The following is a 14539-nucleotide window of genomic DNA, read 5'->3' on the forward strand; positions in this document are numbered from 1 at the left end:
ATTCAGCTCTGGGTCCCGCGCGCCACTTGCCGCTGCCCTTTATCCTTTCGCTGCTCCTGCTTTCCATATGAAACATACCTTCCTCCGCCTTTCCTTCGCCGCTAGCCTGCTGGCTCTGGTGAGCTGCGGCAAAAAAGAAGACGAAAAAGCCGCTGGCCCGCCCCCGGCCACGCCCGTAACGCTGGTAGCCGCCCGCACCACCGATGCGGTGTATTACGATGAGTACCCCGCTACCGTGGTGGCCCTCAACAATGTGGAGCTACGCAGCCAAGTGGCCGGTTTCATCACCCAGATTTACTTTAAGGATGGCGACCTGGTGCAGAAGGGCAAGCCGCTCTATGAGATTGACCGCCGCAAGTACCAGGCTGCCTACCAGCAGGCCCTGGCCGGCCTCCGCAGCGCCCAGGCCGTGGTACAGAATGCTCAGGTGAACCTGAACCGCTACCAGCGCCTGGCCCAGCAGGACGCCATTGCCAAGCAGATTGTAGACAACGCCGCTACCAGCTATTCCACCGCTCAGGCCCAGGTAGCCCAGGCCCAAGCCAACGTAGCTCTGGCCCGCACCGACCTCGACTACTCCGTGATTAATGCGCCCTTCACGGGCCGGATTGGCATTTCGCAGGTGCGACTGGGGGCGCAGGTGAGCCCCGGCACTACGCTGCTCAACACCATCAGCGCCGAAGACCCCATGGGCGTAGATTTCGTGATTCCGGACGCCGATTTGAGCCGCTTTGCCGATCTGCAACGCCAGGGCGGCGGCCGCCAGGATTCCACCTTTCGTATGGTGCTGCCTGATGGCTCGCGCTATGCCCAGCCGGGTAAGATGCTGGCCATCGACCGGGGCGTGAACCAGCAGACGGCTACCGTGCAGATCCGAGTACAGTTTCCGAACCCGAAGCGCGAATTGAAGGACGGCATGAGCACCGTGCTCAACGTGCTCAACCGGCAGTCGGGCCGCCGGTTGGTGGTGCCGTTTAAGGCCGTAGTGGAGCAGATGGGAGAGAACTTCGTGTTCATCGCCGGCGACAGCAGTAAGGCCTACCAGCGCAAGGTGCAACTCGGCCCCCGCCTCCGCGACCAAATCGTGATAATGGAAGGCATCAAGGACGGCGACAAAGTAGTTACCGAAGGACTAAACCGCCTGCGCGACGGCGGCCAGATTCAGGTAGGCACGCCCGCCCAGGCCCAAACCGGCGCACCGGCTGCCGGAGCCGCCAAATAATAGACACTCCAGCGGTGCAGAGAGGCGAATACGCGTCTCTGCACCGCTGAACCATGCCGTTGAACGGTCCCGCAGCCGGCCGTTCGACGAGGAGATGCGAATACGCGTCTCTACACCGCCCAAAGATTCACCGTTATGATTGCAGAAACCTTTATTCGGCGCCCCGTCACGGCCATTGTCACCTCCCTGGTGATTGTGCTGGTGGGGGTGCTGGCCATCCTGAATCTGCCTGTGGGGCAGTATCCGGAGATTACGCCGCCTACTGTATCGGTCAGCGGCACCTACACCGGCGCCGACGCCCAAACCGTGGAGCAGACCGTGGCCACGCCTGTGGAAGTGCAGGTGAACGGCACGCCTGGCATGACCTACCTGCAAAGCAACAGCACCAGCAACGGGCAGATGAGCATGACGGTAAACTTCGAAGTGGGCACCGACATCAACATCGCCGCCCTCGACGTGCAGAACCGCGTGAGCATTGCCCAGCCTACGCTACCACAGGAAGTGCAGCGGTTGGGCCTGATTGTGCGCAAGCGGAACCCCAGCATTCTGATGCTGGTAGCCATGTACGCCCCCAAAGGCTCCCACAATACTACCTTCCTCGACAACTACGCCAACGTGTTTGTGAAGGACGCGCTGCTGCGCACCAAAGGTGTGGGCGACATTGTGAGCCGCGCCGACGACTTCTCGATGCGCGTGTGGCTCAAGCCCGATAAGCTCAGCCAGCTCGGCGTAACGGCCCAGGACGTAACGGCTGCCATTCAGGAGCAGAACGCCCAGATTGCGGCGGGCTCCATTGGGGCGCCTCCCGCCCAAACCGGCCAGACGTTCGAGTACATTGTGTTCGTGAAAGGCCGCCTGACAAACACCGAGGAGTTCGGCAATGTCATCGTGAAAACCCGGCCCGAGGATGGTACAGTAGTGTACCTCAAGGACGTGGCGCGGCTGGAGCTCGGCAAATTCAACTACTCCAACAACTCCTTCGTGGATGGTAAGCGCGCCGCGTACCTGTTGGTGTATCAGGCGCCCGGTGCCAACGCGCTGGAAACCTACGAAAACGTGAATGCCACCATGGAGCAGCTGAAAAAGCAGTTCCCGGCTGACCTCGATTATGTAGTGCCGTTTGAATCGGCAACGGTCGTGAAAGTGTCCATTGAGGAAGTGCTGCACACGCTGGTAGAGGCACTGCTGTTGGTAATTATCGTGGTGTTTCTGTTTCTGCAAAGCTGGCGCTCCACGCTCATTCCGGTGCTGGCTATTCCGGTGTCTATCATCGGCACGTTCATCATGTTTATTCCGCTGGGTTTCACTATCAATACGCTCACTATGTTCGGCTTCGTGCTGGCCATTGGTATTGTGGTGGATGACGCCATTGTGGTGGTGGAAGCCGTGGAGCACAATATGAACGAGCGGGGCATGAACCCGCTGGACGCCACGCTGACCGCCATGCGCGAAATTTCGGCCCCGGTTATTGCTATTGCTCTGATTCTGGCGGCCGTGTTTGTGCCGGTGGGCTTCATCCCGGGCATTACGGGGCGCCTGTATCAGCAGTTCGCCATTACCATTGCCATTTCGGTGATTATCTCGGCCTTCGTGGCCCTCTCGCTCACGCCGGCTTTGTGCGTGCTGCTGCTCAAACCCCACAAGCGCGACGAGAATTCGAAGGGCCTCGACAAGTTCTTCTACAAGTTCAACACGTGGTTTGATAAGGTGACCGGTAAGTATGGCGCCGGTGTGCAGCGGGGCATCAAACACTCTCGCTTTGTGGTCGTGATTCTGGTGTGCATTGTAGCCGGTACGGGCCTGCTATTTGCCAAGAAACCCGGCGGCTTCATCCCGACCGAAGACGAAGGCCGTTTGTTTGTGACGTTTACCTTGCCCGAAGCCTCCTCTACTGAGCGCACCGTCAGCACACTCAAGGAGGTGATGAAAGAGCTGAGCCAGATTAAAGGCATCAAGCACTACGCCGGTTTGGGCGGCCTGAACGTGGTGAACTTCTCATCCAAGTCGAACAGTGGCACTGTCTTCTGCCAGCTGGAGCCGTGGGAAGACCGTAAAGACAAGGAACTGCAACTACAAGGCCTGATTACGACCGTACAGCAGCGCCTAAGCCGACTGCGGGAAGCGAATATTGTGGTCATCTCGCCACCAGCCATTCCAGGCTTGGGCAATAGTGGCGGTTTCTCCTTCATCTTCCAGGAACGCGAAGCGGGCGGCGACATCCGCAATTTCGACGCGCAGCTCCAGAATTTCCTGGGTGCGCTGCGTAAGCGGCCTGAAATTACGGGCGCCTTCTCGTTTTTCACGGCCAACACGCCTGGCTACCAGCTCACTATTGACCGGGAAAAGGCCAAGAAACTGGGCGTATCCATTGCGGATATCGGCACGGCACTACGCACCTATCTGGGCAGTGCCTACGTCAACGACTTCACAGTATATGGCCGCAACTTCCGCGTCGTGACCCAAGCCGACAGCATGTACCGCGGCGACATCAGCAATCTGGGCCAGTACTACGTGCGCAACAGCGCCGGTGGTATGGTGCCCCTGAGCACGCTTACCAGCTACAAGCGCACTGAGTCGGCGCCGCTCATCTCGCACTACAACCTGTTCCGCTCCGCCGAAATCAACGGCAACGCGGCCCCAGGCTACAGTTCCGGCGACGCCATCAATGCCCTCAAGGAAACAGCGGCGCAGTCGTTGCCGGCCGGATACGGGTTTGAGTTTTCGGGCCTGAGTCGCGAAGAGCAGCTGGCCGGTGGCCAAACCGTGTACATTTTCGCGTTGTCGCTCACGTTCGTATTCCTGTTTTTGGCAGCGCTGTACGAAAGCTGGTCGGTGCCGTTTTCGGTGCTCCTAGCCGTGCCGCTGGGTGCGTTCGGGGCTATTCTGGCCCTTATATTTCTTCCCAAGCTCACCAACAACGTGTATGCTCAGATTGGCTTGATTACATTGATTGGCTTGTCGGCCAAAAACGCCATTCTGATTATTGAGTTTGCCAAGGAACGGGTGGATAAGGGCATGCCGCTGGTAGACGCCACACTGGAAGCCGTGCGCTTGCGCCTGCGCCCCATCGTCATGACGTCCTTGGCGTTTATTCTGGGCGTGCTGCCACTGGTGTTTGCCTCCGGAGCTGGCGCCCAGAGCCGCCAAACCATCGGTTGGACGGTATTGGGTGGTATGCTCTCCGCCACGCTGTTGGCCATCTTCATTGTGCCGGTACTCTACGTACTCATCACGCGCTTCGCGTATGGCAAAGAGAAGCTGGCGGAGCTGGAAGCCAACTACAAGCCCGATGAAGAACACGGTGGCCCCGAAAACAACCGGCCGGATCCGGAGGACCCAAAACTACTGCCGGCCCACTAGCCACGGAGTGCACGCACTTCAAAAGTCCCGCCGGCTGCTAGCTGGCGGGACTTTTGAAGTGCGTGCACTCCGTAGGAATGCCAGGGCCTGCTTGCGTTGCTTGCTAGCGAATTTTCCTGGACCTTACCCTGCAGCCGGGAAGCAAGCCGGCTGAATGCGTTTCAGCTTCTGCCACACCATGCTCTTTTCACATGAAAAACACCTGTTTCATCCTGTTGCTGATGCTTGCCGCCATGCCCTCTGTTTTCGCTCAGAGCACGGTTTCGCTCTACAGCGGCACCATTCCCAACTCCATTGCTACCGATATGCAGGAGAAGAGCATTACGCTCGAGAATGGGGGCATCCGGGTGTCTAACGTAGTGCAGCCGACGCTGCAGGTGTTTCGGCCGGCTAAAGACAAAGCCAACGGCACGGCTATCATTATTTGCCCTGGTGGTGGCTATGCGCGGCTTTCCATGGACAATGAGGGTTCAGATGTAGCCAAGCGGCTCACTGAAATGGGCGTTACGGCCTTCGTGCTGAAATACCGCCTGCCCAACGACCAGACCCAGCCCGACAAAACCATTGCTCCGCTCCTGGATGCGCAACAGGCCATTCGGCTGGTGCGGCAGCGGGCCGCGGAGTATGGCGTAAACCCAGCCCGGGTCGGGCTGATGGGTTTTTCAGCGGGCGGGCATCTGGCTTCCACGGCCGGTACGCACTTCAGCAAGCCCGCCGGCAATGATGCCACCACTACCTCGGTACGGCCCGATTTCCTGGTGTTGCTGTACCCGGTTATCAGCCTTTCCGACAGCCTTATGCATGCAGGTTCTCGCACCAACCTACTGGGCATCAAACCTTCACCAGACCAGATCCGGCTGTATTCCAATGACCTGCAGGTAACCACCCAGACGCCCCCTACTTTCCTGGTGCACGCCGCCGATGACAAAACGGTACCGGTGCAGAATAGCCTGCGCTTTTATGAAGCCTGCCTGCACCACAAAGTGCCCGCAGAAATGCACCTGTATCCATTGGGAGGCCACGGCTTCGGCATGAACAACAAGACTACCAAGGATAACTGGACCGACCGACTACAGAACTGGCTGGATGCCAACGGCTGGCTGCGCTAAATCTGCGTAGCCCACTCCGTTATTTCGCCTTCCCACCATACTTCGGTGCCGACGGGCACCGTATCTGTGCCTCCCTGCGTGAGCAGCAAAGCCCGAGCTTCAGGAGTACCCGGACGAGAAATTTCTTCCACACTGGCCACTACTGAAGATTCAACACCATCGGGGTAGCGCAACGTAAGGGACAGCGAAGTGTGAAGCGGCATGCTTTCCAGCTTTTCGGACCTTGATTCGGCTAGTAACAGCACCCCCAGGCCCGTCAGCCCAATACTTTCCGAAACCCGAAGCAGCAGTTGTTTCTCCATACAGCACACTACGCAGAAAAGCCGTTCTATGTAAACCAAAGGCCATTATCGGCTGATAGGTATTCTCCCAGCTAGGCCCAAACCAGCTCACTGTTGAGTTAAACCTAACTTGTGGCAGAGCCGTATTGGCATGGTGCTTGTAAAAGCCTACCCGAACTCGGGCATCAAGCCCACTGAAACCTAAAAGAACTTAGTCATGAAAAAGGCCAGTTTGCTCCTCGCATTTGTGATGTTTTTCGCTACCATCGCCAGCAGCTTTGCCCAAGACCGTAAGATTAGCTCCAGCGCCAAAGGAGCGGTTATCGGTGGCCTGGGCGGTGCCGCTGCCGGTGCTCTTATCAACAAAAAGAACCGTGTAGTGGGTGGCGCAGTAGGTGGTGCCGCCGGTGGCGCTATTGGTTACACCATTGGCCGCAACGCCGACAATAAGCGCCGGGCCGAAGCGGCTCGTGTAGCTGCTGCCCGCCGCGCCGAAGCCAACCGTGTGGCTGCCTACCGTGCTGGTATTGCGAAAGGCAACGCTACTGCGAAAGCCAACAACAGCAACGCTATGGCTGCCACTGCCGCCGCTACTGCTGCTGCTCCTACCATGATGAATAGCCTTGCTCCTGCTGCCTCGGGCCCTTCGGCCTTTGCCATGAGCACCGGCTACCTGCCCAACGAGTCGTATGGCGACCGTAACGCCGCTTATCCTTCTTCGGAAGTGCGTCGTAAGAGCTGGTAGTCACCAAGCCGTTGAGTTAACGAAAACCCAGGTCTTTGTACCTGGGTTTTCTGTTACTTCGCCAGGCACTTTCCGATTTATTTCCGTTCTGCTCTTTCTCTTACCAAAACCTGTTCTCATGAAACCCTTCTTTGGTCTCCTGCTTGGAGGCGCTCTGCTGGCCTCCTGCTCTAAATCGGCGCCCGAAACCGCTGCCGTGAATGTGCAAACACTCAATCAGCAGTTTATCGGTGCCTGGAACGCCAAAAACACGCTGCAGATTGACTCGTTGCTGGCCGACGACGTGCAGTATGCGCAGGGTTCTACCCGCTTCAATGGCAAGTCGGAAGTAGCCGATAAGTGGGTGCGCGCTACCATGGGCACTATCTCCGACCTGAAGCTTTACGCCACATCTACCGGTTCCGACGCTACGATGGCCTACGAGGCCGGCACGTTCTCGACGGAAGTGCTGCCCGAAACACCCGGCCAGCCCCGCGGCGAAGGCGAAGGAAACTTCATCCTGCTCTGGAAAAAGAACTCCAAAAATGCCTGGAAGCTCAGCTACGTGCAGCTCGAAGGCCTGCCCGTGAAGGTGGCAAATTAGCGTCAAGCATTGTGTAGGTTTTAGCGAATTGTGCAGAATTTACAGCTGTTTCCGCTAAAAACACACCACCATCAAAACGCCCCTGACAACATGGTTGTCAGGGGCGTTTTGATGGTGGTGTAAGTAGCCGCGTTACGCCTGCTGGCTTTCCAAGTATTCTTCACCTTGCAGGACGGGAGCCATATTTTTCGACTCCTCTTCGGTGAACAGCCGGGAGCGAATCAGAAACCGGACGCCAAGCGGAATCTCCAACGAAAAACTGGCCCCGCGGCCCTTCGTGACGTCAATGGTGAGTTGCGTGTGCTTCCAGTACTCAAACTGGCTGGTGCTCATGAAGAAGTCGCAGCCGTGGATCTGGCCCAGCCACACGTCGTTTCCGCCGATGCGGAACTCGCCTTTGGCGAAGCACATCGGCGACGAACCATCGCAGCAGCCACCGCTTTGGTGAAACATCAGCGGACCGTTTTCGTCGCGCAGCAGATCAATAGTAGCCTCAGCGGCGGGCGTAACGAGGACGCGGGGCGTGGGAGTTGACATAGAAAGAACACGTTTAAAGTAATGTAGAACGTCATGCTGAGCTTACCGAAGCATCTCTACCGCAGTAGTAATTAATTACCATTGCACGCGAGATGCTTCGACAAGCTCAGCATGACGTTCTGTTTTACGCAGATTTAACCGCCGCCTCTTAAAAGAAGCCCAGTTTCTGCTGGCTATAGCTGATGAGCATATTCTTGGTCTGCCGATAGTGGCTCAGCATCATCTTGTGGTTTTCGCGGCCGAAACCGGAGGCTTTGTAGCCGCCGAACGGAGCGCCGGCCGGGTAGTCGTGGTAGCAGTTCACCCACACGCGGCCGGCCTGAATGGCGCGGGGCATCTGGTACAGCTCGTGCGCGTCGCGGCTCCAGAGGCCGGCGCCGAGGCCGTAGAGCGTGTCGTTGGCCAGCTCAATGGCCTCGTCGTTGTCCTTGAACGTCGTCACGGACAGCACCGGGCCGAAGATTTCCTCCTGAAAAATCCGCATTTTGTTGTGGCCGCGGAAGATGGTTGGCTGAATGTAGTAGCCGTCGTGCAGGTCGTCGTGGGCATGGTCGCGGTGAGCCTCCCCGCCGGTCAGCACCTCGGCCCCTTCCGCCTTCCCAATTTCCAGGTAGCTCAGAATTTTCTCGTACTGGTCGTTGCTGGCCTGCGCGCCCATCATGGTTTCGGGGTCGAGCGGATGGCCGAGCTTGATGGCTTTAACACGCTCAATCAAACGCGGCATAAACTCGTCGTAGATGTCTTCATGAATAAGCAGGCGCGACGGACAGGTGCAGATTTCGCCCTGGTTCAGGGCAAACATGGCCGCACCTTCCAGGCATTTATCCAGAAAGTCGTCGTCGGCATCCATCACCGATTTGCAGAAGATGTTCGGCGACTTGCCGCCCAACTCCATAGTCACGGGAATGATATTTTCGGCGGCGTACTGCAGAATCAGGCGGCCGGTAGTGGTTTCGCCCGTGAACGATACTTTCTGCACGCGCTTGTTGGAGGCCAGCGGCTTGCCGGCTTCCAGCCCGAAACCATTTACCACGTTCACCACGCCGGCCGGAATTACGTCCTGAATCAGTTCCATCAGCACCATGATGCTGGCAGGCGTCTGCTCGGCGGGCTTCATCACCACGCAGCAGCCGGCGGCCAGTGCAGGCGCCAGCTTCCAGGTGGCCATCAGCAACGGAAAGTTCCAGGGAATAATCTGGCCCACCACGCCCAGCGGCTCCTGAATCACCAGGGACAGTGTGGTTTCGTTGAGTTCGGTAGCTGAGCCTTCTTCGGCCCGAATGACGCCGGCGAAATAGCGAAAATGGTCGATGCACAAGGGCAGGTCGGCGGCCATCGTCTCGCGGATGGCTTTGCCGTTTTCTACGGTTTCCACGGCGGCTAAGTGGGCCAGATTGGCCTCCATGATGTCGGCAATCTTGAGCAGCACGTTGCTGCGCGTGGTGGCCGAGGCCTTGCTCCACGACTTAAACGCCTCGTGCGCGGCGTCGAGGGCCAGCTCAATATCTTCCTTAGTGCTGCGGGCTACCTTACAGAAGGCTTTTCCATCAATGGGTGAGGGATTCTCGAAATACTGCCCGTTCACCGGCGCCACCCATTTGCCACCGATAAAATTGTCGTAGTGAGACTTGAACTTGGGACGCTCGACGAGAGTGGAGGTTCTTTCTAAGGTTTCCATGGGCGAGATGTTGAGGAGTTATTTGATAGCCCAAGCTAGTCCTACTTTTGGCCGGAAGCACTGCAGTATCCTCGCAGAAAACCCGCCTATTGTCGCAAACTTGTAAGTACTCACTCACGCAGCCTGCAACTCCTGGCAGCTCGTAGTGGTTCTTGATATAAGGCGGCCTGTTGCGGCATTGTTTTGTCCTCGAACTGTGGTTAGCTTTAGCTGTTTCTCTGTCTGTTGCCTCACGTTACTCTGCCGACTTATGCCGCACCACCTGCCCGCTCCTATTGCCCTGCGCCAGCCTGAGCAGCTTACTACGCTGGTAGAAAACCGGACGGTGTACTCGCTAGAAGCCTTCGAGCTGAACGTGTTTGAAACGCACCGCACCGCGCATCAGGTACCGCTGAGTATGGGCCATGTGGTACTCACAACGATGCTGCAGGGCAAAAAGGTGATGCACTTAGCGGGCCGGCCAGCCTTCGAGTATCTGCCCGGCGAGTCGGTGATTGTGGGCGAGAACGAGACGATGGTCATTGATTTCCCAGAAGCCGATGAGCAGCGCCCCACGCAGTGCTTGGCCGTAGCTATTCCCATCGAAACCATCCGCCAGACCGTGGACCTGCTCAACGAGGAACAGCCTCGCGCCGAAACGCACCTACCCTGGCAACTAGACACTACCGAGCACGCCCACTTCCAGAACACGCCCGAGCTGACCGGCACCCTGGAGCGCCTCGTGCAGCTTTCTCGCGACACTGGCCGGGTGAAAGATGTACTAGCCAACTTCACGATACAGGAAATGCTGGTGCGCCTGATGCAGACCCAGGCGCGGCAACTGCTGTTCCACAACTACCGGCAGCACGCCACCTCGCACCGCTTCGCGGCCGTGGTGCAATACATCAAGCAGCACCTCACGGAGCAGATTACAGTCGAAAAGCTGTCGGAGCTGGCCTGCATGAGCAAAGCCACATTCTTCCGCGTTTTCAAGCGCGAGCTGGGCCTCACGCCGGTGGAGTTCGTTATTCAGGAGCGCATAGCAGAAGCCAAACGCCTACTACGCAACCCTCTGACGACCGTGGCAGATGTCTGTTTTCGGGCGGGGTTCAACAACACAGCGTATTTTCAGAAACTATTCAAGCAGTATGAAGGCGTTACCCCGGGCGTATATAAGCGCCAGTGCGTGGGGTAAACCGTAGACTAACGAGCATGCTTCACTACTCTATTCCTCACTTGCCTATTCCCTGTAAAGCAGTTATTGCCGCCCTGACCTGTGCTAAAATGCAGCCGTTGTATGCTGCGTTTTGCGAATCAGAGAGCTGGGGCAACTCAGGTGTGTATGAGGATGGAATTCAGGCACTATTTAGCTTTGCACTAACCAACTCAGCTGATGAAGCAGTCCGGGTTTTGCCTGAGTTTGAGCAATGGTTTCCCGATTTGGACGATTTTGAAAGTATCCTGACATCCTATGCTTTCGATTCCAGCGTTGCTCTTACAGAAGCGCTGCTGTTTGTCTCAACCCAGGATAATATTCATTTTGAAAACCATCTGACAGCTGCTACGGATTGCATAGATATGTTCGTGCAAGACCTACTGGATTTAGATCCTAATCAGCCGGATCTGAATAAAATTATTGAGGCTAGTGGCTATATGCAAAGGGAGTTTGCACGACGTAATAGTTTACTGTTTGCGTTACAGGAAAATCCTGCTGTCACTACGGAAACTATCGAACACTTAAAGCTTCTCAATTCCACGAATGCATTAGTGGAATTGGAGCTACTAGACAAAGAAGCGCAGTAGCAACAACCTTCTACACTAGAACCCTGTTTCCTGAAGCTGTACACTCCGCAACAGTAACCCTGCGGCACATTACGCTTCATGAGAGAAACAGATACCGTTGCCGTTGAGGCTCTTCCCGATAAAACTCTACCTGCTCACCCGCCGCTAGCGCCGTCCCTGGTTTGGCTGATGGCCATTACCTGCGGATTGGTAGTGGCTAATATCTACTACAATCAGCCGCTACTGGCCGAAATCGGGCGCACATTTGGCCTTACCGAAAGCCGGGTGAGTCTGGCGGCTACCATCACGCAGGTGGGCTACACGGTGGGGCTGCTGTTCGTGGTGCCACTCGGCGACAAGCGGGAGCGGAAAAGCCTGATTCTGGCGCTGCTGCTGTGCGCAGCCGTGTGCATGGCGGGTGCGGCCTACGCGCCTACGTTCGGTTGGCTGGTGGCCGCGAGTCTGCTCATCGGAGTGTTTTCGGCGGTGCCACAACTATTGATTCCAATGGCGGCCTCCCTGGCTTCGGATGCGGAGCGGGGGCGTGTAGTGGGCAAGGTCATGAGCGGCCTGCTGATTGGCATTCTGCTTTCGCGCACTATCAGTGGCTACGTGGGGCTGCATTTCGGCTGGCGCACTATGTTCTGGGTGGGGGCTGGGTTGATGGTGCTACTAACCGGCGTTCTGGCCCGCATGCTGCCCCGCAACCAGCCCACTTTCGCGGGCAGCTACGCCAGCTTATTGGGCTCGTTGGGCACGCTCACGAAACAGTTGCCGATGCTGCGCCGCTCGGCGCTGGTGGGAGCCTGCATGTTCGGCGGCTTCAGCGCCTTCTGGACCACGTTGGTGTTCTTCCTGGAGAGCGACGCCTACCATTACCACAGCGACGTGGCTGGGCTGTTTGGCCTCATTGGGGCTAGTGGGGCCTTTGCAGCCTCCTTCGCCGGCAAATCCGCCGACCGCAAAGGTGCTGACTACGCGCTGAACCTTGGGATTCTGCTGTTTCTGGGAGCGTATGTGCTGCTGGGCTTCACTGGCTACTATCTACTGGGGCTGATTGTCGGCGTAATTATTCTGGATGTGGGTCAGCAAATGACGCATATCTCCAACCAGACCCGCATTTTCACGCTGCTCCCCGAAGCCCGCAGCCGCCTCAACACGGTGTACATGACCTCCTGCTTTATAGGAGGTTCAGCAGGCTCGCTGCTGGGTGGCCTAGCCTGGGACCATTTTCAGTGGTACGGCGTGTGCGGCGTGGGCCTTGCGTTGGTAGCCGCAGCGTATCTGGCGAACCGGTTTTATGGGCGGGGAGCTACGGTAGTATGATAGCTATGCACTATTTAGCTCATTCTACAGCCGCGCCAAGCACACCTTGAGACTCTCGCGCCAGTGCGGGATGTATACGCCCAGATTGGTTTTGGCTTTAGTCTTGTCCATCACGGAAAAGGCCGGACGGGTGGCTTTGGTCGGATATTCGGCTGTGCGGATGGGCACGGTGCGCACATGCGTATTGCTCAGCTCAAAAATGGCCGTGGCGAAGTCGTACCACGATGTTACGCCTTCGTTGCTGTAGTGATAAAGACCGTATTGCTGGTTCTGCGTTTCGATGATGGTAAGGATGCAGCCGGCTAGGTCAATGGCGTAAGTAGGCGTGCCTACTTGGTCCCAGATAACGCGTAGCTCGTCCCGTTCCCGACCCAAACGCAACATCGTTTTCACGAAGTTGTTGGCGTATTCCGAATACAGCCAGCCGGTGCGCAACGTGAAATACTGACTCGTGTGCTCTGCCACGGCCTGCTCACCTTCCAGCTTAGTGAGGCCGTACACGCTGATTGGAGCCGCCTCATCGGTTTCGGAGAGCGGCTGGTTGCCGGTGCCGGCAAACACGAAATCAGTGGATATATGGATGAGCGTGGCCCCGTACTCGGTGCAGGCCTGCGCCAAGTTAGCGGCTCCGTCGCGGTTCACTTTGCGGGCTATTTCCACCTCATCTTCCGCCTTGTCCACAGCGGTATAGGCAGCACAATTGATGCAATACGTAGGCTGATAATGGGCGAAGACCGCCTTCACAGCATCAGTATCCAGAATATTAGCTTCGGCTTCCGGCAGAAATACTAGGTCGTCGTTTCCTCGCTCCGCTGCTACATGCCGTAGGCACTGCCCTAATTGTCCTGATGCTCCAAAAACGAGTACGTTGCCCATGAAATGCGGTTAAAGTCAGCTGCCCACCTTCTCTTCAAGCAGGAAGGCAACCCCTAGTGGCTTATGCTCCGCAAATTAGCCTTTTCCCGCTTCGTCTGCACCGCTCACCGACTCGCCAGAGCTAATAACCGGGCCACCGGGCTGCACGGGGCGCTTGTTGCGGATAGGCTCGAAACGCTGCTCCCGAGGCTGCTTTTCACTGAGGTAACGCCAGTAGCGGAGCGGCATATGGCGGCGGTGCAGCTTCATATTTTTGCGCTCCGGAATATTCACATGGTCGAAATACGACTGCCAGAGCAATTTGAACAGCGGCTCCCGCTCGTCGAGCACCGTGGCTGAAACAGCCGTGCTACGTTGCGGGGCACTGGTTTCAAACTCTACTATATCGGTGCGCGTGAGGTCATAGTAGAGGCCGTAGCGGCGGCGCTTATCAAAAATCAGCCAGCGTTGGTCGGCGTAGCGCTTGGTGAAATGCGGCGCAATAAGAGGCAGCACATCGAAATCCGGGTCGATGGTGGAGTGGAACAAACCATCCTGGGTTTTCTCGAAGCGTACAAAGGCTTCCATACGGTGCTTTTCGCGGTACATCTGCTGGGCCAAGCGCTGCACGCGGCGCACGTTGTCGTCGGCGTAGTTTTCCGAAATGTCGCGGCCGGCCCGCATGGCCAGATCGGCGTAGCGGAAAATGAGTAGTTCCCGGTCGGGCTGCTCACTCAGAAACGTATGAAACAGCCGCGTGCGCGCCTCCGCGTCCATATAGCGCAGCAGGCCTTCCCACACGCGGGCGGCGGCTGTTTCATCGGTATCAATTTCTACGGGCATCACAAACAGGCCGCCCTGCACGGCTCCTACCGGCTGAATGGTATTGGGAGCCGCCTTCCGGTCGTATATCTGGAAAAGCACCGTCAGCATGCCCTCAAACGACCCATCGTAGGAATAGTCCAGCGCCGGGTTGGTTAGCTGAGGAGCACCGGACCGGCGGCCGGCAGCCGAGCTAACGGCAGTGTTACAAGGTCGGTTGAGAGGCGAAAGGGAATGGCTCATACAATAGCAAATTGGAA

Annotated in this window: 13 protein-coding genes; 8 read left to right on the top strand and 5 right to left on the bottom strand. The window is 57.2% G+C overall.

The annotated features are described in order from the left end of the window. Nucleotides 1–67 precede the first annotated feature (67 nt). The 3 genes from H4317_RS15655 (at nucleotide 68) to H4317_RS15665 (ending at nucleotide 5691) form a co-directional block, all read left to right on the top strand. Nucleotides 68–1222, top strand: a complete 1155-nt coding sequence (locus H4317_RS15655; protein ID WP_185887505.1) for an efflux RND transporter periplasmic adaptor subunit — start codon at nucleotides 68–70, stop codon at nucleotides 1220–1222. A gap of 135 nt (nucleotides 1223–1357) precedes the next feature. Then, on the top strand, nucleotides 1358–4582 hold the full coding sequence (locus H4317_RS15660) for an efflux RND transporter permease subunit (RefSeq protein WP_185887506.1): 3225 nt from the start codon (nucleotides 1358–1360) through the stop codon (nucleotides 4580–4582). Nucleotides 4583–4773: 191 nt separating this feature from the next. Beyond that, complete coding sequence (locus H4317_RS15665; protein WP_185887507.1) at nucleotides 4774–5691, top strand: alpha/beta hydrolase; 918 nt, start codon at nucleotides 4774–4776, stop codon at nucleotides 5689–5691. Here H4317_RS15665 and H4317_RS15670 read toward each other — a convergent pair. After that, nucleotides 5688–5993 (bottom strand): hypothetical protein, encoded by a 306-nt coding sequence (locus tag H4317_RS15670; protein ID WP_185887508.1) that lies wholly within the window; start codon nucleotides 5991–5993, stop codon nucleotides 5688–5690. The genes H4317_RS15665 and H4317_RS15670 overlap by 4 nt on opposite strands. A gap of 196 nt (nucleotides 5994–6189) precedes the next feature. Between H4317_RS15670 and H4317_RS15675 the strand changes: the two genes are divergently transcribed. Further along, the gene (locus tag H4317_RS15675) at nucleotides 6190–6717 is read left to right on the top strand and encodes a YMGG-like glycine zipper-containing protein (protein ID WP_185887509.1); all 528 of its coding nucleotides are present in this window, start codon (nucleotides 6190–6192) and stop codon (nucleotides 6715–6717) included. 118 nt (nucleotides 6718–6835) lie between these two features. Beyond that, nucleotides 6836–7300, top strand: coding sequence for a nuclear transport factor 2 family protein (locus H4317_RS15680; protein ID WP_185887510.1), 465 nt, complete (start codon nucleotides 6836–6838; stop codon nucleotides 7298–7300). A 132-nt stretch (nucleotides 7301–7432) separates the two neighbouring features. On the opposite strand, the gene H4317_RS15685 is transcribed toward H4317_RS15680, so the two are convergent. Further along, nucleotides 7433–7837, bottom strand: coding sequence for a DUF779 domain-containing protein (locus H4317_RS15685; RefSeq protein ID WP_185887511.1), 405 nt, complete (start codon nucleotides 7835–7837; stop codon nucleotides 7433–7435). A gap of 148 nt (nucleotides 7838–7985) precedes the next feature. After that, entirely contained in the window at nucleotides 7986–9515 is a 1530-nt protein-coding gene (locus H4317_RS15690; RefSeq protein ID WP_185887512.1) for an aldehyde dehydrogenase family protein, read from the bottom strand. 250 nt (nucleotides 9516–9765) lie between these two features. Here H4317_RS15690 and H4317_RS15695 point away from each other — a divergent pair, with 250 nt between their 5' ends. The 3 genes from H4317_RS15695 (at nucleotide 9766) to H4317_RS15705 (ending at nucleotide 12602) form a co-directional block, all read left to right on the top strand. Further along, nucleotides 9766–10689, top strand: a complete 924-nt coding sequence (locus H4317_RS15695) for an AraC family transcriptional regulator (RefSeq protein WP_185887513.1) — start codon at nucleotides 9766–9768, stop codon at nucleotides 10687–10689. Nucleotides 10690–10706: 17 nt separating this feature from the next. Further along, nucleotides 10707–11297, top strand: a complete 591-nt coding sequence (locus H4317_RS15700) for a DUF416 family protein (RefSeq protein WP_185887514.1) — start codon at nucleotides 10707–10709, stop codon at nucleotides 11295–11297. A 168-nt stretch (nucleotides 11298–11465) separates the two neighbouring features. After that, the gene (locus tag H4317_RS15705; protein WP_260625701.1) at nucleotides 11466–12602 is read left to right on the top strand and encodes an MFS transporter; all 1137 of its coding nucleotides are present in this window, start codon (nucleotides 11466–11468) and stop codon (nucleotides 12600–12602) included. A 24-nt stretch (nucleotides 12603–12626) separates the two neighbouring features. Here H4317_RS15705 and rfbD read toward each other — a convergent pair whose 3' ends face one another. Together rfbD and H4317_RS15715 are read right to left on the bottom strand one after the other, a co-directional pair. Next, nucleotides 12627–13478, bottom strand: a complete 852-nt coding sequence (rfbD, locus tag H4317_RS15710) for a dTDP-4-dehydrorhamnose reductase (RefSeq protein WP_185887516.1) — start codon at nucleotides 13476–13478, stop codon at nucleotides 12627–12629. Nucleotides 13479–13553: 75 nt separating this feature from the next. Beyond that, nucleotides 13554–14522, bottom strand: a complete 969-nt coding sequence (locus tag H4317_RS15715) for a TIGR03915 family putative DNA repair protein (protein ID WP_185887517.1) — start codon at nucleotides 14520–14522, stop codon at nucleotides 13554–13556. Between the last annotated feature and the right edge of the window lie 17 nt (nucleotides 14523–14539).

The sequence above is a fragment of the Hymenobacter sediminicola genome (assembly GCF_014250515.1).
GTDB lineage: Bacteria > Bacteroidota > Bacteroidia > Cytophagales > Hymenobacteraceae > Hymenobacter > Hymenobacter sediminicola.

What these genes read in the sequence shown, in the direction of transcription:
- H4317_RS15670 (WP_185887508.1), bottom strand. Translation starts at nt 5,993, where the DNA reads ATGGAGAAACAACTGCTGCTTCGGGTTTCGGAAAGTATTGGGCTGACG.
- H4317_RS15690 (WP_185887512.1), bottom strand. Translation starts at nt 9,515, where the DNA reads ATGGAAACCTTAGAAAGAACCTCCACTCTCGTCGAGCGTCCCAAGTTC.
- H4317_RS15715 (WP_185887517.1), bottom strand. Translation starts at nt 14,522, where the DNA reads ATGAGCCATTCCCTTTCGCCTCTCAACCGACCTTGTAACACTGCCGTT.
- H4317_RS15655 (WP_185887505.1), top strand. Translation starts at nt 68, where the DNA reads ATGAAACATACCTTCCTCCGCCTTTCCTTCGCCGCTAGCCTGCTGGCT.
- H4317_RS15680 (WP_185887510.1), top strand. Translation starts at nt 6,836, where the DNA reads ATGAAACCCTTCTTTGGTCTCCTGCTTGGAGGCGCTCTGCTGGCCTCC.
- H4317_RS15705 (WP_260625701.1), top strand. Translation starts at nt 11,466, where the DNA reads ATGGCCATTACCTGCGGATTGGTAGTGGCTAATATCTACTACAATCAG.
- rfbD (WP_185887516.1), bottom strand. Translation starts at nt 13,478, where the DNA reads ATGGGCAACGTACTCGTTTTTGGAGCATCAGGACAATTAGGGCAGTGC.
- H4317_RS15695 (WP_185887513.1), top strand. Translation starts at nt 9,766, where the DNA reads ATGCCGCACCACCTGCCCGCTCCTATTGCCCTGCGCCAGCCTGAGCAG.
- H4317_RS15675 (WP_185887509.1), top strand. Translation starts at nt 6,190, where the DNA reads ATGAAAAAGGCCAGTTTGCTCCTCGCATTTGTGATGTTTTTCGCTACC.
- H4317_RS15685 (WP_185887511.1), bottom strand. Translation starts at nt 7,837, where the DNA reads ATGTCAACTCCCACGCCCCGCGTCCTCGTTACGCCCGCCGCTGAGGCT.
- H4317_RS15665 (WP_185887507.1), top strand. Translation starts at nt 4,774, where the DNA reads ATGAAAAACACCTGTTTCATCCTGTTGCTGATGCTTGCCGCCATGCCC.
- H4317_RS15700 (WP_185887514.1), top strand. Translation starts at nt 10,707, where the DNA reads ATGCTTCACTACTCTATTCCTCACTTGCCTATTCCCTGTAAAGCAGTT.
- H4317_RS15660 (WP_185887506.1), top strand. Translation starts at nt 1,358, where the DNA reads ATGATTGCAGAAACCTTTATTCGGCGCCCCGTCACGGCCATTGTCACC.